The organism is Methylibium sp. (assembly GCF_035762065.1).
Classification (GTDB): domain Bacteria; phylum Pseudomonadota; class Gammaproteobacteria; order Burkholderiales; family Burkholderiaceae_C; genus Methylibium.
Genome location: NZ_DASTPW010000040.1, coordinates 59,699 through 75,968, shown reverse-complemented (window position 1 = coordinate 75,968; position 16,270 = coordinate 59,699). Strand labels below are relative to the sequence as shown.

Here is a 16,270-nt window from a genome sequence, read left to right as displayed (position 1 = left end):
TCAGCCGCTCGTCCAGCGCCCGTCGACCAGCTTCTCGTTCGGCCCGAACTGCGCCTTGTAGGCCATCTTCGGGCTCTTCTCGATCCAGTAGCCGAGGTAGACGTGCGGCAGCCCGAGCTGGCGGGTCTGGTCGATCTGCCAGAGCACGTTGTAGGTGCCGTAGCTGCTGCCGCGCTCGGGCTCGTAGAAGGTGTAGACGGCGCTCAGACCGTCGTTGAGGATGTCGAGGATCGAGACCATCTTCAGTGCACCCAGCGTGCCGGCCGGGGCGCCTTCGGGCGGGGGCTCGCGGAACTCGACGAGCCGCGAATTGACCCTGCTTTGCAGCAGGAATTGCGTGTACTGGTCGACCGAGTCATGGTCCATGCCGCCGCCCGCGTGGCGGCCGGACTGGTAGCGCAGGTAGAGCTGGTAGTGCTCGGGCACGAAGCACAGGCGCAGCACGCGCGAGACGAGGTGTCCGTGCGCCTTCCAGGCGCGCCGCTGGCTCCGCGTCGGCGTGAAGCTCGCGACCGGCACGCGCAGCGGCACGCAGGCGCGGCAGCCGTCGCAGTAGGGCCGGTAGGTGAACATGCCGCTGCGCCGGAAGCCGTTGGCGACCAGCCCCGAATACGCGTCGGCGTGGATCAGGTGGCTCGGCGTCGCGACCTGCGAGCGCGCGAGCCGGCCCCCGAGGTAGCTGCAGGGGTAGGGCGCCGTCGCGTAGAACTGCAGCGAGGCGAGCGGAAGTTCTTTCGGGTGGGTCACGTCGGGCGCGTGGGTCGGGCGTCTTGGGCGGTGGGCTGGCCGGGGTCCAGCAAGACCTGCGCCCAGTGCGTTTCATCATAGGTCCAGCGCACCGGCGGCGGCAGCCGCACCGCGTGCTGCAGGTGCTGCTCGAACGCGGCACGCGGCAGCTCGCGTGCGCCGAACGAGGCGAGATGCGCGGTGCGCTGCTGGCAGTCGATCAGCGCGATGCCTTCGGCGCGGCAGAAGGCGACCAGCGCGGCCAGCGCGATCTTCGAGGCGTCGGTCGCGTGCGCGAACATTGATTCGCCGTAGAACATCCGCCCGCGGTGGACGCCGTAAAGGCCGCCCACGAGCCGCCCGCCGATCCAGGTCTCGAACGAGTGCACCGCGCCCTGCACATGCCAGGCGGCGTAGGCGGCGCGCAGGGCGGGCTGGATCCAGGTGCCGGTCTGGCCGGGCCGCGGCGTCGAGGCGCAGGCGGCGATCACGCGGGCGAAGGCGCTGTCGATGCGCAGCTCGCAGGCCGGGTCGGCCGCGAAGCGGCGCAGCGTCTTCTTCAGGCTGTGCGAGACGCGGAACTCGGCCACCGGCAGCACCATGCGCGGATCGGGGCTCCACCACAGCACCGGCTGGCCTTCGCTGTACCAGGGAAAGATGCCGCGGTCGTAGGCCTCGGCCAGGCGCTGCGGCGAGATGTCGCGGCCCGCGGCCAGCAGCCCCGGCGCGTCGGTGCCGGGGCCCCAGGCCAGCGCGGTGTCGGGCAGCGGGTCGTCGGCCTCCAGCCAGGTCAGCATCGCGGCACGCCTCAGGCTTCGACGCGGCGCCTCAGCTTGCGCAGGCCCAGCCAGGCGCTGATCGCGATCAGCGGCACCGAGGCGGCCACCACCAGCTCCACCGGTACCGGCAGCCGCGCCGCGTACAGCCCCTTCGCGAGGTAGCCGACCAAGCCGGCGCCGTAGTAGGTGATCGCCGCGACCGACAGGCTCTCGACCGCTGCCTGCAGCCGCAGCTGCAGCTGCTGGCGCCGGTTCATCGAGCCGAGCATCTGGTGCGCCTGCTCCTGCTGTTCGATCTCGACCCTGGTGCGCAGCAGCTCGCTGGCGCGCGACACGCGCTCGCTCAAGGCACCGAGCCGGCGCGAGGCCCAGGCGGTCGTCGTCATCGCGGGCTTGAGCCGGCGGTCGACGAATTCGCGGATCGTCTGCAAGCCTTCGATGCGCTCCTCGCGCAACTCGTCGATGCGCTGCTCGACCAGCGCGAAGTAGGCCGACGAGGCCGAGAAGCGGCCGTGGTGCTGCGCATACGCGCCTTCGATCTCGCGCGCGAGCCGCGTCAGCGCATCGAGCTGCGCGGTCTCTTCCGCGAGGCTCGTGCCGTGGCCGGACGCGGCGAGCTGCGCGAGCTGGGGCTCGAGCTCGTCGAGCCGCCGCGTGACCGCGCGCGCGGCCGGCAGGCCGAGCAGCGCCATCATCCGGTAGGTGTCGATCTCCAGCAGCCGCTGCAGGTAGCGGCCGAGCCTGCGCTGCGACATCGCCGCGTTGCCGACGCCGACCAGCCAGCGGCCGTAGCCGTCGGGGTGCAGCCGCAGGTCGCCGAAGACCTGCAGGTCGCCGTCGGCGATGCCGGCGGCCACCAGCGTGTCGGCCTCGAGCCAGCGGTCGGCCAGCTCGCGCAGAGGGCGGGCGCTCTGCATCAGCACGAGGCCGCGGCTGGCGACCAGCAGCTGCCCGGGCATTGCCGCGAGCCAGTCTTCGGGCAGGCTGCGGTGCGCCGGCGTCGCATCCAGCGCCTCGCCGGGCTTCAGACCGCGCAGCACGGTATAGGCGACGAACTCGGTGTGCCGCTCCCAGCGCAGGCGGCAGCCGGGCAGCTCGACGCTCAGGTGGTTCGCATCGGCTGCCGGCACTGGCAGGTGCAGGTCGGTGAGCAGCGTCTCGAGGTGCGCCCGCTCGGCCTCGCGCGCGCCGGCGTCGCAGACGAAGGCCAGGTGCGAGAACGCCAGCGGCGCCTGCATGCGTTCGTAGGGCCGCGCGTGCACCTCGTTGTAGAGGGCGGTGCGCAGCGGGTGCGGGCAAGGCGTCGTCGGCATGGCGAGGCAATGTATCGCCCGGCGCGCGCCGTGCAGCGCCGGGTTCGGTGGCGCACGTTCAAGCCTTGCGACGCGCGTGCAGCAGCCACAGCCGGGCCAGATCGGCCGCGCCGTCGTTGCCGCCGACGGCGGCCAAGCTGGCCTTCGCCTTGGCGGCGTCGTGCAGTGCACACGTGTGCAACCCGACGCGGGAGATCGCCCCGTAACGGTTGTCATGCATCGAATCCAAGATTCCGGAGACAACGAGGAGCTTCGACATGACCGATGGACCGTTCTCCCGCCTGGGTACCCCTCCCGCGCTGCGCCGCTCGCTGATCGCCAGCTGCGCGTGCCTCGCGCTCGGCGCGCCGGCTTTCGCGCAGACCGTGGCCGAGCCGCCGGCTCCGGCGGCCTCCACACCAACGCCGGCGCCGGTGGCCTCGTCACCATCGCCGGCCGCCTCGGCGCCGACCACCAAGGCCAGCGCACCTGCCGCAACGCCGGCAGCGCCGGCAGCGCGCCCGGTCGCGCCGACGCGTGGCGCGACGCAGCTCGACACCGTCGAGGTCACCGGCCAGCGCGCCGCTCTTCGCGATGCGATGCAGGCCCAGCAAGCCGCCGACAACATCGTCAGCATCGTGCGCAGCGATGGGATCGGCAAGCTGCCGGACACCAACGCCGCCGAGGCGCTGCAGCGCATCCCCGGCATTTCGGTCCAGCGCGACCAGGGCGAGGGCCGCTACATCACGGTGCGCGGCCTCGGCGCCGACCTGAACGCGACCACGATCAACGGTGCCGGCGTGCCGTCGCCCGAAGCCAGCAGCCGCGGCGTCGCGCTCGACGTGCTGCCCGCCGGCCTGATCCGCTCGCTCGAGGTGAGCAAGACGCTGACGCCCGACCGCGACGCCAACTCGCTCGGCGGCAGTGTCGAGATCAAGACGCTGTCGGCCTTCGACCTGCCCGGCACCTTCATGTCGGTCGACGTCGGCGGCAGCCGCGACGGCAACACCGGCCAGTACGGCCGCAAGCTCGGCTCGCTCTGGGCCGACCGCTTCGCCGAAGGCAAGTTCGGTGTCGCGCTCGGGCTCAGCCACGAGAAGCGCAAGTTCGGCTCCGACAACGTGGAGACCGGCGGCAGCTGGGACGGCGACGCGCTCGAAGGCTTCGAGCTGCGCGACTACCTGCCGCAGCGTCAGCGCGACGCGCTCGCGCTGACGCTCGACTACCGGCCGAGCAACGAACAGAAGTACTACTTGCGCGGCCTGTCCAGCCGCTACAGCGACAGCGAGTCGCGCGACCGGCTGACCGTCGGTGACTTCGAGGACGACACGGTTGTCGAAGGCCAGCTCGCCGAGGCCGAGCTTGAACGCCGGCTGCGCCAGCGCAAGTTCACGCAGACGATCCAGTCGGTGGTGATCGGTACCGAGCAGAAGTTCGGCGACTGGGGGCTGGACGCGAGCGGCGGAACCAGCCGCGCGCGCGAGAAGACGCCCGAGAGCATCGCCGACGCCCGCTTCGTCGGCAGCGACCCCTTCGCCGGCGTCGGCTTCACCAACACGCGCTCGCCGCGGCTGATCGCGCCCGACGCGGCCTTCGACGCCGCGAGCTACGAGCTCGACGACTTGCGTTTGTCCGCCCGCGACAGCCAGGACCGCGAGCGCCATTTGAAGTTCGACATCACCCGCAGTTTCGAACTCGGCGAGCGGGAGTTCGACCTGAAGTTCGGCGGCAAGACGAGCCGCCGCAGCACCCGCTCCGACGAGGAGGTCTGGAGCTACGACGACGACGACCCGACCAGCGGCAACTATTGGGGTCCGGGCTCGACCTCGCTGACGGCCTTCGCCGGCGGCCCGGTCGACTACGCGCTCGGCCGTTTCGGGCCGTCGATCAGCCCGGCACTGGTGCGCGCCCGGGTCGCCGGCCTGCCGCGCGCCGGTGCGCGCGATGGCATCGACTCGACCGTCGCCGACTTCTCGATCAACGAGGACATCGACGCCGCCTACGTGATGGGCTCGACGACCGTCGGCAAGTTCTGGTTCATGGGCGGCGTGCGTGTCGAGCGCACCAAGCTGCGCGCCCGCGGCACCCGCGTCAACGAGGAAGACGAGACCTTCGATCCGGTGCTCGCCGAGCGCAGCTACACCGACGTGCTACCCGGCCTGCATGCCCGCTACAACCTCGGCAAGCAGACCTCGGTGCGCGCCGCCTGGACGAACGCCGTGGTGCGGCCCAACTTCGAGCAGCTGTCGCCGGGCTTCGTGCAGAGCAGCGCGACCGAGGCGGAGTTCGGCAACCCGAATCTGGAGCCGTTGACCGCTTCGAACTTCGACCTCGGCATCGAGCATGCACTTGGCCGCGACGGCGCGATGTCCGCCTACCTGTTCACGAAGAACATCAAGAACTTCGTCTACCAGACCAACCTCGCGGGCACCGGCGACTACGTCGGCTTCGACGATGCGATCACCTTCGTCAACGGCGAGCGCGCGAAGGTGCGCGGCCTGGAACTCGCCTACCAGCAGGCGCTGCGCATGCTGCCCGAGCCGTTCAACGGCCTGATCCTCGGTGCCAACGCGACCTTCACCCGTTCGAAGGCTCGCATCGCGCAGTTCGACGCCGACAGCGGCACCACTTTCAGCCGCAACATCTCGCTGCCGGGCCAGTCGGACCGCGTGTTCAACGCAAGCCTCGCCTACGAGGCAGGGCCGATAAGCACGCGCATCGCGGTCAACAGCAAGTCGCCGTACATCCTGGAGATCGGCGACGTGCTCGACGCGGGCCGCGACGCGATCGTCGACAAGCAGACGCAGATCGACTTCTCGTTCCAATACAAGCTGAGCGCAAAGCTGCAGCTCAGCTTCGAGATCCAGAACGTGAACGACGAAAAGTTTTACGCCTACCAGGGCTCGCGGCCCTACAACTTCCAGTACGAGCAGTACGGTCGAACCTACAAGCTCGGCCTGCGTGCCTTGCTGTTCTGAGGAAACCTCGATGCCTTTCAAGCAGATCAAGCCGCGACGTGCGGCCGGCGTGGCGGTCGGGCTGGCGCTGGCGGCCGTGCTCGCGCAGGCCGCGCCGCCGCCCAAGGCAAAGAACGCGGTGATGCTGTCCGGCGGCGCCTGGTTGTCGCTGGAAAGCAAGGCGCTTCGCTGGCTCGACGCGAAGGGCGCCGAGCAGGGCAAGTTCGCCGTGCGGGGCAAGCAGCTCGACGCACGGCCCGACGGCGCCGGCTTCGTCGCCGTGCTGCTCGACTCGAACTCGAGCCAGCCGCTGCTCTTGCGCGGCGAGCCGGCGGCCGACGGGCGGCCGGCGCAACTGCGCACGCTCGCGGCTTTGCCGCCGACGCGCCTGAACGTCGAGGCGCTGTGCCTGCACCGCGACGCGCAGGGGCTGCTGCATCTGTTCGTGATCGGCGACGACGGCCGCGCCGAGCAGTGGCTGGTGCAGGACGACGCGCATCGGCTGGTGCGCGAGCGCGCGCTGCCGCAGGGTTCCGAGTCCTGTCGGGCGGACGACGAACACGGCCGGCTCTACGTCAGCGAGGAAGCGCTCGGCGTCTGGCAGTACGACATCGCCAGCGAGGGCTCGACCACGCGGCGGCTCGTCGCGCAGACGGCGCCCTGGGGCCAGCTGCGCTCGGCGCTCGGGCCGCTCGCGCTCGTGCCCGGCGGCCTGGCGGTCGGCGACGGCGAACGGCTCGCGCTGCTGCAGGAGACGAAGGGCGCCTGGGCGCTGAACGCGGTGACTCCCGCCGCCGGCAGCGGCAAGCTCGAAGCGCTGGCGGTCACGCCGGCCGCCGAAGGCATGCAGTTGCACTGGCTCGGCGAGGACGCTGACGGCTGGCAGTCGCGGCGGCTGGCGGGCAAGCCGGTCGCGGCGGCGCAGGCGGCGCCGCAGCCCCTCGCGATCGTCGTGCCGCGCGCGCAGACCGATCCGGTCGGAACGCTCGGCGATGCAGCCGACGATCCCGCGATCTGGGTCCACCCGGTCAACCCGCAGGCGAGCCGCGTTCTCGGCACGAACAAGAAGCAGGGCCTGCATGTCTACGACCTCGCAGGGCGCGAGACGCAATTCCTCCCCACGGGCCGACTGAACAACGTCGATCTGCGCCAGGGCCTGCGCATCGACGGACGGGCCGTGGACGTCGCGGTCGCGACGCACCGCGACTTGCCGGGCCTCGCGGTCTTCACCATCGACGCGGAAGGCCGCGTCGCCGACGCCGCGCGCCTGCCGCTGCCGCTGAAGGACATCTACGGCATGTGCACCGGCCGCACGCCGGCGGGCGAACTGGACGTCTACGCGAACGACGAGGACGGCAGCTACCTGCACGTTCGCGTCGAGCAGCAGGCGGGGCAGTGGAAGGCGCGCGAGTTGCGCCGCTTCAAGGTCGCCACCCAGCCCGAGGGCTGCGTCGTCGACGAGGCCGCGGAGCGCGTCTTCGTCGGCGAGGAGGCGGCCGGCGTCTGGGCGCTTTCGTCGCGTGCCGATCAGCCGCCGGTGCTCCAGCCGGTTGTGAAGGTCGGCGGTCTGCTGCAAAAGGACGTCGAAGGCGTCGGCCTGCACCGCAGCGGCGACAAGGCCTTCCTGGTGATTTCGAGCCAGGGCAACGACAGTTACCTGGTGGTGGATGCCGCGCCGCCGTACCGCACGCGCGGGGCCTTTCGCATCGGCATCGACGCGAAGCGCGGCATCGACGGCGCTTCGGAGACCGACGGGCTCGAAGTGACCGCCGCCGCGCTCGGCCCCGACTACCCGCGCGGCCTGCTGGTGGTGCAGGACGGCCACAAGACGCTGCCGATGGGCCCGCAGAACTTCAAGTACGTTTCGTGGCAGGACGTGGAGACCGCGCTCGGCCTGCGCTGAGCTGCTTCACGCAAGGAGTGCTTCGGATGCAGGCCCGACTGCTTCGATTCGCGCGTGCTTCGGCGTCGGCCGCCGTGCTGGCGCTCTCGCTTGCGCAGCACGGCGCGGCGGCCGAACGCCTGAACGTGCTGTGCGCGGCCGACAACGACTGGTGCGAGCTGATGCGCGTCGCCTTTGAGAAGGAGTCGGGGGTGAAGGTCTCGATGGTGCGCAAGAGCGCCGGCGAAATCTTCGCGCAGGTGCGCGCCGAGGCGGCCAATCCGAAAACTCAGCGACAAGCCGGAGCACTTCTTCCTGCAGCGCTACCGCGACGCCTACCGCGCCGAGGCCGTGCACTTCTTCGAGCAGTTGCACTCGGGCGGCGCCTTCCGCACGACGGTGGCTGACGGCGTTGCCGCGCAGCGCCTGGCCGACGCGGCCGCGCGCTCGTTCGAGACCGGCCTGCCGGTGTCGCCGTAGTCGGGGCTGCGATGGCGCGATCGACGATCGATGCCGGGCGCCGGCGGCTGCTCGGCGCGGCGGCGCTGCCGCTGCTTGGCGCGGCCGGCATCGCACCGCTGCGCGCGGCGCCGCGCTTCACCGCGTATCCCTTCCCGCTCGGCGTCGCCTCCGGCGACCCCTCGTCCACCGGCATCGTGCTGTGGACGCGGCTCGCGCCGCAGCCGCTGCTGCCCGACGGCGGCATGCCGCATGCGGCCGTCGAGATCGGCTGGGAGATCGCCGAGGACGAGCGCTTCAAGCGCGGCTTGATGCACGGTCGGGCGATCGCCTTCGCCGAGCTCGGCCACACGGTGCACGTCGAGGTCGAGGGCCTGCAGAGCGGACGCGACTACTTCTACCGCTTCACGCTCGACGACGAACGCAGCGCGGTCGGCCGCGCCCGCACGCTGCCGGCGCCCGGCGCGCTGCAGCCGGTGCGGCTGGGCGTCGTCGGCTGCCAGCGCTACGAATACGCGCACTTCCATGCGCTGGCCGATCTGGCGCGCGACGCGCCGGACTTCGTCTACTGCTACGGCGATTTCATCTACGAGTACCGCAGCGCGTTGCGCGCCCAGGATCCGGGGCGCGTGGCGCGTGAACTGCCGATCGCCGTCGACGAATGCGTGTCGCTCGACGACTACCGGCTGCGCTATGCGATCTACCGGCTCGATACGAATCTGCAAGCCGCCGCGCGCTGTGCGCCGTGGATCGCGAGCTACGACGACCATGAAGTCGAGAACGGCTGGATCGCCGACCTGAAGCAGGACGAGCGCCCGAGCGAGGTGCTGCTGCTGCGCCGCGCCGCCGCACTGCAGGCCTGGTACGAGAACCAGCCGGTGCGGCGCAGCGCGCTGCCGCGCGGCCCGGATCTGCGCGCCTATCGGCGCTTCGAGGTCGGCGGCCTGATGCGCTTCTCGACGCTCGACACGCGGCTGTTCCGCAGCGGCCGCTTCTGTGACGGCAAGCTCACCAGCGCCTGCAGCCCGGCGGATGCCGATGCGCGCCACACGATGCTCGGCGCCGCGCAGGAGGCCTGGCTCGCCGACGGCCTGAAGGAACGCGCGGCCCCGGTGTGGACCGTGCTCGCCCAGCAGATCCTGATGGCCCAGGCGCATGCGGTGCCGAAGTCCGACAAGTGGGACCGCACGCCGCTCGCGCGCCAGCGGCTGATGGACCTGCTGGCCGACAGCCGGGCACCGAACCCGATCGTGCTGAGCGGCGATCTGCATTACGGCGTTGCCGCCGACCTCAAGCGTGACTGGCGCAACCTCGAGTCGCCAACGGTCGGCTCCGAGATCCTGGGCTACGCGGTGGGCTCGACCGCGCCGTCGGGCGCGAGCGATGCGTTCTTCGCGACGCTCAAGCAGGAGAACCCGCACATCAAGCTGGCGAGCCGCGAACGCGGCTGGACCCGGCACACCGTCGATACGAAGCGCTGGCGCGCCGAGTTCCGCGCGGTGGCCGAGCCGATGCGTGCGGAAAGCGCGGTCGAGACGGTGGCGGCGGTCAGCGTCGAGGCCGGGCGGCCGGGGCTGCGCGTCGAGTAGCCGGCCCGGCGAAGACCCGCGCCTGGCGCGGCCCGTGCTGCGGCTCTTAGCATGCGGCCGACGTCATCGAAGTACCGTTGCGCCATGCCGAGCCGCCGTGATCTGCTGTTGAGCCTCAGTTCGTTCGCCTTGCCTTGGGCCGGCGCCCGTGCCGACGATGTCGCGGGTTTTCGGCGCGCCGCCTTCGATGCGAAAACGCTGCCGCAGGCGATCAAGGCGCTCGGTCTCCAAGCGCCTCAGCCGAGCAAGGACGTCCAGCTGACCGCGCCCGACCTGTTCGAGGACGGCTCGGTCGTGCCGATCACCTTCGGCTGCGCGCTGCCCGGCGTGAAGGCGCTGCTCGTCGGCGTCGAGCGCAATCCGACCTGGCTCGCGGCATGGTTCGAGCCGGGCGACGCGATCGAGCCGAGCTTCGGCGTGCGCCTGAAGATGCAGGAGACCTCGCCGGTCGCGGCGCTCGTGGTGATGGCCGACGGCCGCGTGCTGACGGCGAGCAAGGAGGTGAAGATCACGCTCGGCGGCTGCGGCGGCGCGGCCGAGCCGGTGAGCTCGACCAAGGTCGAGCCGACGCTGATCCGCCTGAGCCCTGGCGCGAAGGCCCTGACGGTGCGCGCGCTGATGAAGCACGAGATGGAAAGCGGCCAGCGCAAGGACTCCGCCGGCCAGACGGTGCCTGCCTGGCACATCCAGCAGGTGGTCGCGCGCTTGAACGGCCAGCCGGTGCTGAACGCGCAGTGGGGCACTGCCGTCGCGAAGAACCCCTTCCTGCAATTCGCGCTGCGCGGCGCGAAGGCGGGCGACCGGCTCGCGCTCGCCTGGGCCGACAACCGCGGCGCGACCCGCGCCGACGAGGTCGCGGTCGCCGCGGCCTGACGGGCGGTTCAGGCCAGCGCGTCGGCCCAGATGTTCTTCGCCCAGCCCAGTGCGTAGCGCGCCTCGAGCGCCGAGCGCTCGGCCGAGACGCCGCCGGAGCCCGCGACCGGCTTGAAGGTCTTCTCCGCGGCGACGTACTCGTGGACGCTGGCGACGTGGATCACGCTGTCGTCGCCGACGAAGCTGTAGCAGGTGTTGTTGAGCATCGGCCGCGGGTTGACTTCCCAGCCCTTGAGCTCCGCGACGATCGCCGCGGCCGCGACCTTCGCGTGCGAGTTCGCCATGTGGCCCGACTTGGGCATGCCCGCGGCCAGCTGGATCGAATCGCCGACGACGTGGATGTCCTTCTGCGCTGTGCTCTCGAAGTCGAGCCAGTTCACGTTGACCCAGCGGTTGTTCGAGTTCGCGAGCCCGGCCTGCACCGCGATCGCGCCGGCGCGCATCGGCGGCAGCACGTTGGCGACGTCGGCCTGCACGTCGGCCTGCACTTCGAACTTGATGGTGCTGCGATCGGAAGAAGAGCGCGTGCCATCGACCGCGATCACCTTGTGTTGCGGCCGGAACTCGACCATGCCCGGGTAGAGCTCGGCCCAGGCCTTCTTGAACAGCGCGCCCTTCGAGGTGACGTCCGGGTTGGCGTCGAGGATCAGCACCTTCGACTTCGGCTTCGCGCGCTTGAAGTAGGCCGCCACCACGCTCGCGCGCTCGTAGGGCCCGGGCGGGCAGCGGTAGGGCGCTTCGGGCACGGTGATCGCGTAGACGCCGCCGTCGCGCATGGCCTCCAGCTGCTTCCACAGCGCGGCGGTCTCCGGCCCCGCCTTCCAAGCCTGCAGGATGCGCCCGCTGGCGTTCGCCTCGCGCAGGCCCTGCACGCTGTCGAACATCAAGTCCGCGCCGGGCGCGACGACGAGCTTGTCGTAGCGGATGCTCGCGCCGCCGGCGAGCGTGACGGTCTTCTTCTGCGCGTCGATGCTCGCGACGCGATCCCGCACGCGTTGCACGCCGTGCCGCGTCGTCAGGCCGTCGTAGGGGCTCGTCACGTCGGCGAGCGTGCGCTGGCCGCCGACGACGAGGTTCGAGATCGGGCAGGAGACGAAGGCCTCGGCCGGCTCGATCAGCACCACGTCGATGCTGTGCTCCGACAGCAACCGGACGTACTTGGCCGCGGTCGCGCCGCCGTAGCCGCCCCCGACGACGACCACCTTCGCGCTGGCCGGAACGCCCTTGCTGGAGGCGCAGCCGCCGAGCGCCGCGAGCGCTCCGCCGGTGGTCGCGATGCCTGCCAGGCTGCGGATCAGTTGTCTGCGTCGCATCGTGCTCTCCTTACTTCTGTGCCGCGAAGTAGGCGGCGAGGGCGGCGATCTGTTCCTCGCTGTAGCCCTTGGTCAGCTGGTGCATCACGGTGGCCGGGCGCCTGCCGTCGCGGAAGGCCTTCATCTGCTCGGTGAAGTAGGCCGCGTCGAGCCCGGCGAGCCGCGCCATCGATTCGCCCGGCACGGCCTTGCCGTCGGTGCCGTGGCAGTTGGCACAGGTGGCCGCGAGGCTGCGGGTCGCGAGCGCCTTCGCGTCCTGCGCCGCCGCCGGCACGGCGAGGGCGGCCAGCGCGAGCAGGGCTGCGACGACACCGGGGCTCGAATCCATCGTGATCTCCTCGTCCTTGCGACGGGCGCGATGGTGCCGACGCGATCCGGCATAAGCAAATGGGCAAGCCCGGTGGTCGGGGCGAACGGCGGAGGTTGGTGGCACGCACTTCGCTGTGCCGTGCAGGGCTTCGCCGCAATGCGCAGGCCGGCGGGCCGGCTCGTCGAGGATGCCTTCACGCAACGCATCCCGCGCTGCGCCCGTCGTCATCGGTACCAGGAACCCCCATGCCGCCACCGGTCCAGTCCGGTCCCTCGCCCGACCGCCGGCTCACGCGGTTCTCCGACGAATCGCGTCAGCACCGCGCCTGGCACGACGATGCCGCGCCCCCCGGCGAGAACCCGGACCCGATGCAGATGCTCGGGCTGCTGACGCTGATCCACGGCGCGATGCAGCCGCTGATGCGCATGCTTGCGACGCAAGCCGGCGACGGCCACGTCAGCCCGCCCCCCGGCGCACTCGCCGACCCGTTCGCCGGGCCGGACTCCGACTGGGCGGGCGGGGACGAGCCGTCCGACTCGGTCGCGCAAATGCTGCTGCTGCTACTGATGGAGTCGTTCGTCGACTCGCTCGGCGATCCCTTCGCCGGCGAAGCGCCTCAGGCGCCGGAGCCGGGAGCAGGCACCGACGCCGACTGAGCGGCGCGACGCCTTTCGTTTTCACCTTCTCAACCGCTTGATCAAGGAGGCTTGCCATGGTGGCTCCCGTCATGACCCAGAACCCCATGTGGACCCCGACGTACCGGCCCGAGATGTCGTACGTCGAGTCCAGCAACGATCCGCTCGCCAGCTCGGCGTCGCGCAATCCGTTGCAGCAGATCATGATGCTGATGTTCATCATGCAGTTCATGCAGCAGCTCCTGCAGATGCTGTCGCCGATGAACGACGCTCTCGGCGGCATGAACAACGGCAGTCCCATGGGCGGCGGCTCCGACCCGTTCGGCTTCGGTGGGCCCGGCGCGACCGGCTCCGACCCGTTCGGCTCGAGCGACCCGCTCGGCTGGAACAACACCGACAGCGCGGGCTACATGGACCAGGCCCCGGTCGGCGCCACCACCGGCAACTCCGGCCTCTTCGATGATTCCTCGGGCAGCGGGATGCCGCTCGAGATGATCATGCAGCTGCTCATGATGCTGATGATGCTGATGGGCAACAAGAATCCGTTCAGCGACGAAGAGCCCTCGGAAGGCTTCGGCGGTCCGGGCGGCGACTCGCCCGGCTTCGGCGGCCCCGGCGGCGGCGGGGGCAGCCCCGGCACGAAGCCGGGCGGCAGGCCGGGCGGCGGTGGCGGCAAGGGCGACTACGGCGATACCGGCGACACCAAGCGCGGCAAGAAGCCCAAGGGCGACGACGATGTCGGCGGCGGTACCCCGCCCGGGGGCGGCACGCCGCCCGGCGGCGACACCGGGCCGACCGACGGCCCGAAAGGCTCGGATCCCACGCGGCGCCCGCAGGCGCTGCCGCCGGCGACCGGCGAGGTCACCGTCAACGAGCCGATCGTCGTCAAGGCGGGCGAGACCTTCGACGGCGGCGGCAAGCTCTACAAGGCTGGCGCGTCGCTGGGCGATGGCGGCCAGGGCGAAGGCCAGAAGCCGGTGTTCATCCTCGAGAACGGCGCGAAGCTCAAGAACGTGCAGATCTCGGGTGCCGACGGCGTGCACACCTACGGCGATGCCCAGCTCGATGACGTGTGGTGGGCCGACGTCGGCGAGGACGCGCTGACGGTCAAGGAGGACGGCGACGTCGTCATCAACGGCGGCGGCGCGTTCAACGCCACCGACAAGATCTTCCAGCTCAATGCGGGCGGCAGCTTCACCGTCAACGGTTTCTACGCCGACACCTTCGGCAAGGCGATCCGCACCAACGGCGGACAGGAGATCAGCACCAACATCCAGATCAACAACAGCCGGTTCGTCAACGGCGACGAGTCGATCGTGCGCACCGACTCGAGCAGCGCTTACATCACCCTGAGCAACGTCGAGACCGACGGCTCCGAAAGCACGATGGTGCGCTCGCCGTACCAGCAGAACGTGCGGGGTTCGACGACGACCGCGTCCGGTGGCGTGCCGCCGATGCAGCCCGGCAGCGAGTGGAACCCCAACGAAGACGAGGAAGAGCCGGAAGAAGAGTGAGTTCGCCGGGCCGCCCGGCCCTTTCGCGAACCACGCCGCCGTGTCCGCACGGCGGCGTTTTCGTTGGTGCGTCGAACGTGCGTGGTGCCGAACGCCCGCGGGGCGCTCAGCCCTTGATCCAGCGGTAGTCGCCCGAGCACACGCCTTCGAACATCTCGTCGTTGGTGTTGAGGATCGTGTTCTTCCAGTAGCGGCCGTGCTCGACGTAGTGGCTGATGACCTCGGCCAAGTGCTGACCGTCCACGTTCTGCACCATCACCAGCCGCACGATCAGCAGCACGCTGCCGGTGTCGGCGTCCATGCCCAGGTGCGCCTGGTCCTGGGCATACACCGAGAGGTTCGCCTCCAGCATCATTCGCCAGATCGCGAGCGAGCGCCCGGCCGGCACGACGCCGAAGACGAAGTTCATGTAGATCGCGCTGGGATCCGTCTCGTAGTTGAGCAGCTGGATCTCGTAGCCCTCAACCTCGAGCGCGCCGCGCTCGACGATCGCCCGCGTGTCGGGCAGCCCGACCGCTTCGCAGGTCTCGCGGATCAGTTCCTGATAGCGCTGGTGGTTCATCGCAGTGAATGCGCTGCGCGCCCCGGCGCAGCCGGGCGCTTCAGGTTTCTTCGCCTTCGTGCGGCTTTGCGAGCTGCCGTGTGCTGGACTCGACGAACTGGATGCGCGCGCGCGTCGTCTCGCGCGCGGCCGAGGTGCGCGGCCGGTTCGCGTGCAGCAGGATCAGCGGCAGCAGCGCGTTGTGGACGCGCTGCTTGTCGGTAAGGTCGCCGTCGGCCGACTCCGGCCGGCCCGGGCGCAGCGTGAGCAGCAGGTCCTGCACCGCTGAGAGGTTCCACAGCACGCCGGGGCGCGGGTCGGAGCCAAGGTAGGCGTGCAGGGCCGCACGGCTGACTTGCGAGGGCGTGGCGCCCGCGTCGATCGAGTCGACCCGCTCGGCGTTCCACAACAGCACGCTGGCCAGCGCGCGCTCGCGCTCGCCGGCGCGCCGGCTCGCCGGGTCGGTGCCCCACAGCGTCTGTGAGCCCGGCACGTTTTCGCTGAGCAGCGCGAGCTGGGTGGCCATGAATTCCATCACCGGTCGCTGCGCGGCGAAGAGCGGCACCCGCGCCGGCGTGCCGGCGCCCGGCCCCGGTGCGGGCCGCCCGGCCGCGCGCGACCTCGAGGCGGCGCCGGCGTCGGGCCTGCCGTCGGCCTTGGCGCGGGCGGCCGACGCATCCGGCGCGTGGTCCGGCCGCGGCGGATGGCCCTGTTGCGGGTGCCGCGAGCCACCGCCCTGGCCGCCGCCGCCGTCTTCGTCGTGCTGGCCGTCGTCGTCGCCGCGGCCCTGGCGCGCGGCCACGGCGGACACGTAGCGCGGCGGCGCGGCAGCGCCGCTGTCGCCGAGCGCGCCCGCGTCGGCATCGTGCTGCGGGGCCTCGCGCGCGGTCGAGCGCTGCGCGGCCGCGCCGGCGGATTCCGGCATCGCGGGCGCCGGCGCCTGCGGTGCCTGCGGCGCCGGGCGCACCTTGAGCGAGGTCTGCATCGAAAGCGGCATCGTCGGCGTCGCGTTCTTCGGCGGCGGCTCGCGGAACTGCAGGCCGTTGAACAGGCCGGTGCGCGGTGCCGCTTGCGGCGCCGGGGCCTCGTGCGCCGTGATGCGGGCCTTGTCGGCCGGCGAGGATCCGCCCAGGGGTTTCACTTGAACATCGCCTCGAACAGGCGCTCCGTGTAGGTGAGCAGGGTGCTGGCGCCCCAGGGGGCGGCGAGCAGCACGACGACGGTGACGCACAACAGCTTGATGCCCTGCGAGATGCTCTGGTCCTGCAGCGACGTGACGGCCTGGAAGAAGGCCACCGCCAGCCCGACGATCGACGAGACCAGCACCGCCGGCAGCGACAGGATGACGCACAGGATCAGCGCCTCCGAAGTGAACTGCACGACCTGATCGAAGCCCATGG

The 16,270-nt window shown here is 71.0% G+C and carries 17 protein-coding genes; 8 read left to right on the top strand and 9 right to left on the bottom strand.

Annotated features, from left to right (window positions below):
* From VFR90_RS10855 to VFR90_RS10840, 4 genes are read right to left on the bottom strand one after another with little or no spacing between them, the layout of a single operon-like run.
* A complete protein-coding gene (locus VFR90_RS10855) occupies window positions 1–747 on the bottom strand; it encodes an arginyltransferase (protein WP_326406148.1) in 747 nt (248 codons plus the stop codon).
* Window positions 744–1,523: a leucyl/phenylalanyl-tRNA--protein transferase gene (gene aat / locus VFR90_RS10850; protein ID WP_326406147.1), complete on the bottom strand. Its 780-nt coding sequence runs from the start codon at window positions 1,521–1,523 to the stop codon at window positions 744–746. Before aat ends, VFR90_RS10855 begins: the two co-directional genes overlap by 4 nt.
* A gap of 11 nt (window positions 1,524–1,534) precedes the next feature.
* Window positions 1,535–2,818 carry a DUF3422 family protein gene (locus VFR90_RS10845; protein ID WP_326406146.1) on the bottom strand — a complete coding sequence of 428 codons (1,284 nt, stop codon included), beginning with the start codon at window positions 2,816–2,818 and terminating at the stop codon, window positions 1,535–1,537.
* Window positions 2,819–2,876: 58 nt separating this feature from the next.
* A complete protein-coding gene (locus VFR90_RS10840) occupies window positions 2,877–3,434 on the bottom strand; it encodes a hypothetical protein (RefSeq protein WP_326406145.1) in 558 nt (185 codons plus the stop codon).
* Between VFR90_RS10840 and VFR90_RS10835 the strand changes: the two genes are divergently transcribed.
* The 6 genes from VFR90_RS10835 (at window position 3,397) to soxZ (ending at window position 10,557) form a co-directional block, all read left to right on the top strand.
* Window positions 3,397–5,775, top strand: a complete 2,379-nt coding sequence (locus VFR90_RS10835; RefSeq protein ID WP_326406144.1) for a TonB-dependent receptor — start codon at window positions 3,397–3,399, stop codon at window positions 5,773–5,775. The genes VFR90_RS10840 and VFR90_RS10835 overlap by 38 nt on opposite strands.
* Before the next feature lie 10 nt (window positions 5,776–5,785).
* Window positions 5,786–7,657, top strand: coding sequence for a phytase (locus VFR90_RS10830; protein ID WP_326406143.1), 1,872 nt, complete (start codon window positions 5,786–5,788; stop codon window positions 7,655–7,657).
* Between the two features lie 26 nt (window positions 7,658–7,683).
* Complete coding sequence (locus VFR90_RS10825) at window positions 7,684–8,043, top strand: hypothetical protein (RefSeq protein WP_326406142.1); 360 nt, start codon at window positions 7,684–7,686, stop codon at window positions 8,041–8,043.
* The gene (locus VFR90_RS10820; RefSeq protein WP_326406141.1) at window positions 7,988–8,116 is read left to right on the top strand and encodes a hypothetical protein; all 129 of its coding nucleotides are present in this window, start codon (window positions 7,988–7,990) and stop codon (window positions 8,114–8,116) included. Before VFR90_RS10825 ends, VFR90_RS10820 begins: the two co-directional genes overlap by 56 nt.
* Window positions 8,117–8,127: 11 nt before the next feature.
* A complete protein-coding gene (locus VFR90_RS10815) occupies window positions 8,128–9,684 on the top strand; it encodes an alkaline phosphatase D family protein (RefSeq protein ID WP_326406140.1) in 1,557 nt (518 codons plus the stop codon).
* A gap of 84 nt (window positions 9,685–9,768) precedes the next feature.
* Window positions 9,769–10,557, top strand: coding sequence for a thiosulfate oxidation carrier complex protein SoxZ (soxZ, locus tag VFR90_RS17675; protein ID WP_414676524.1), 789 nt, complete (start codon window positions 9,769–9,771; stop codon window positions 10,555–10,557).
* An 8-nt stretch (window positions 10,558–10,565) separates the two neighbouring features.
* On the opposite strand, the gene VFR90_RS10800 is transcribed toward soxZ, so the two are convergent.
* Window positions 10,566–11,870, bottom strand: a complete 1,305-nt coding sequence (locus VFR90_RS10800) for an NAD(P)/FAD-dependent oxidoreductase (RefSeq protein ID WP_326406139.1) — start codon at window positions 11,868–11,870, stop codon at window positions 10,566–10,568.
* A 10-nt stretch (window positions 11,871–11,880) separates the two neighbouring features.
* Window positions 11,881–12,198 (bottom strand): c-type cytochrome, encoded by a 318-nt coding sequence (locus VFR90_RS10795; RefSeq protein WP_326406138.1) that lies wholly within the window; start codon window positions 12,196–12,198, stop codon window positions 11,881–11,883.
* Between the two features lie 227 nt (window positions 12,199–12,425).
* Here VFR90_RS10795 and VFR90_RS10790 point away from each other — a divergent pair, with 227 nt between their 5' ends.
* Both VFR90_RS10790 and VFR90_RS10785 read left to right on the top strand, forming a co-directional pair.
* Window positions 12,426–12,836, top strand: a complete 411-nt coding sequence (locus tag VFR90_RS10790; protein WP_326406137.1) for a hypothetical protein — start codon at window positions 12,426–12,428, stop codon at window positions 12,834–12,836.
* Window positions 12,837–12,892: 56 nt separating this feature from the next.
* On the top strand, window positions 12,893–14,329 hold the full coding sequence (locus VFR90_RS10785; RefSeq protein WP_326406136.1) for a pectate lyase: 1,437 nt from the start codon (window positions 12,893–12,895) through the stop codon (window positions 14,327–14,329).
* Window positions 14,330–14,435: 106 nt separating this feature from the next.
* Here the strand turns inward: VFR90_RS10785 and VFR90_RS10780 are convergent, their stop codons facing one another.
* Genes VFR90_RS10780 through sctS form a run of 3 tightly spaced genes read right to left on the bottom strand, consistent with a single transcriptional unit; the run spans window position 14,436 to window position 16,268 of the window.
* Window positions 14,436–14,891: a CesT family type III secretion system chaperone gene (locus VFR90_RS10780; protein WP_326406135.1), complete on the bottom strand. Its 456-nt coding sequence runs from the start codon at window positions 14,889–14,891 to the stop codon at window positions 14,436–14,438.
* Between the two features lie 40 nt (window positions 14,892–14,931).
* Complete coding sequence (locus VFR90_RS10775; RefSeq protein ID WP_326406134.1) at window positions 14,932–16,011, bottom strand: hypothetical protein; 1,080 nt, start codon at window positions 16,009–16,011, stop codon at window positions 14,932–14,934.
* Window positions 16,008–16,268, bottom strand: coding sequence for a type III secretion system export apparatus subunit SctS (sctS, locus tag VFR90_RS10770; RefSeq protein WP_326406133.1), 261 nt, complete (start codon window positions 16,266–16,268; stop codon window positions 16,008–16,010). Before sctS ends, VFR90_RS10775 begins: the two co-directional genes overlap by 4 nt.
* Between the last annotated feature and the right edge of the window lie 2 nt (window positions 16,269–16,270).

Excerpts from the sequence above, each read along its gene's own strand:
- VFR90_RS10835 (WP_326406144.1), top strand. The coding sequence starts at position 3,397 with ATGCAGGCCCAGCAAGCCGCCGACAACATCGTCAGCATCGTGCGCAGC.
- VFR90_RS10830 (WP_326406143.1), top strand. The coding sequence starts at position 5,786 with ATGCCTTTCAAGCAGATCAAGCCGCGACGTGCGGCCGGCGTGGCGGTC.
- VFR90_RS10790 (WP_326406137.1), top strand. The coding sequence starts at position 12,426 with ATGCCGCCACCGGTCCAGTCCGGTCCCTCGCCCGACCGCCGGCTCACG.
- VFR90_RS10780 (WP_326406135.1), bottom strand. The coding sequence starts at position 14,891 with ATGAACCACCAGCGCTATCAGGAACTGATCCGCGAGACCTGCGAAGCG.
- aat (WP_326406147.1), bottom strand. The coding sequence starts at position 1,523 with ATGCTGACCTGGCTGGAGGCCGACGACCCGCTGCCCGACACCGCGCTG.
- VFR90_RS10845 (WP_326406146.1), bottom strand. The coding sequence starts at position 2,818 with ATGCCGACGACGCCTTGCCCGCACCCGCTGCGCACCGCCCTCTACAAC.
- VFR90_RS10795 (WP_326406138.1), bottom strand. The coding sequence starts at position 12,198 with ATGGATTCGAGCCCCGGTGTCGTCGCAGCCCTGCTCGCGCTGGCCGCC.
- VFR90_RS10815 (WP_326406140.1), top strand. The coding sequence starts at position 8,128 with ATGGCGCGATCGACGATCGATGCCGGGCGCCGGCGGCTGCTCGGCGCG.
- soxZ (WP_414676524.1), top strand. The coding sequence starts at position 9,769 with ATGCCGAGCCGCCGTGATCTGCTGTTGAGCCTCAGTTCGTTCGCCTTG.
- VFR90_RS10785 (WP_326406136.1), top strand. The coding sequence starts at position 12,893 with ATGGTGGCTCCCGTCATGACCCAGAACCCCATGTGGACCCCGACGTAC.
- sctS (WP_326406133.1), bottom strand. The coding sequence starts at position 16,268 with ATGGGCTTCGATCAGGTCGTGCAGTTCACTTCGGAGGCGCTGATCCTG.
- VFR90_RS10800 (WP_326406139.1), bottom strand. The coding sequence starts at position 11,870 with ATGCGACGCAGACAACTGATCCGCAGCCTGGCAGGCATCGCGACCACC.
- VFR90_RS10840 (WP_326406145.1), bottom strand. The coding sequence starts at position 3,434 with ATGCTGACGATGTTGTCGGCGGCTTGCTGGGCCTGCATCGCATCGCGA.
- VFR90_RS10825 (WP_326406142.1), top strand. The coding sequence starts at position 7,684 with ATGCAGGCCCGACTGCTTCGATTCGCGCGTGCTTCGGCGTCGGCCGCC.